At 61.2% G+C, this 984-nt stretch carries 1 protein-coding gene; it reads left to right on the forward strand.

Going from position 1 to position 984, the window contains the following annotated elements:
* Positions 1-72: 72 nt before the first annotated feature.
* A protein-coding gene (locus tag AC0L2K_RS34890) for an IS630 family transposase (RefSeq protein ID WP_473533648.1) occupies positions 73-984 on the forward strand; the annotation gives its coding sequence in 2 pieces (ribosomal slippage) (positions 73-412 and positions 412-984; 913 coding nt annotated over the 2 pieces). This gene is flagged as partial in the annotation.

Genomic DNA, 984 nt, shown 5'->3' on the forward strand with positions numbered 1-984 from the left:
TGAATCGAAGGGGATTCCCGAAGGCGAGCAAATCTGATTCAACCTGCTGGCTGGGTCAGGAGGCCGGCATGGATGGGCAAGCCTTACTCGATGGATCTTCGCACGCGGGTGGTAGCGTCGGTTGAGCAGGAGGGCCTGTCGCGACGTCAGGCGGCAGAGCGCTACGGGGTTGGAATCAGCACGGTCATCCGATGGGTGCGCCGCTTGCGCGAGACGAACAAGCTGACACCCGGCAAGATGGGTGGGCACAGACCGAAGAAGATTGCCGGAGAGCATCGGGAGTGGCTGTTGGTGCGCTGCCGGGCGGCGGAGTTCACACTGCGCGGTCTTGTGGCCGAGCTTGGCGATCACGGCCTGAAGGTCGATTACCGCTCGGTATGGGAGTTCGTTCACGCCGAGAAGCTCAGTCACAAAAAAAGACGCTGATCGCCAGTGAGCAGGATCGCCCCGATGTGGCGCGCCGGCGGGTCCAGTGGGCAAAGTACCAGGACCGCATCGATCCTTCCCGCCTGGTGTTCATCGACGAGACCTGGACCAAGACCAATATGGCGCCGCTCAGAGGATGGGCGCCGCGCGGCGAGAGGATCAAGGCCAAGGTGCCGCACGGTCATTGGAAGACCATGACCTTCTTGGCGGCACTGCGCCACGACCGTGTCGATGCACCATGGCTGATTGACGGACCGATCAACAGCGAGCGTTTCCAGTTCTATGTCGACAAGGTTCTCGTTCCAACCCTCAAGCCCGGTGACATCGTCATCATGGACAATCTCGGTTCGCACAAGGGCAAGGCCGTGCGCCGTGCCATCCGCTCGGTCGGCGCCAGGCTGTTCTTGCTGCCCAAATACTCCCCCGACCTCAACCCTATTGAGAAATTCTTCGCCAAGCTCAAGCATTGGCTGCGCAAGGCTGCCAGGCGAACGGTCGAGACCGTCTGTGACGCCATCGGCCAAATCCTCGGCACTGTCACGTCAACCGAATGCAGAA

It is taken from the genome of Mesorhizobium sp. WSM4817, assembly GCF_055811135.1.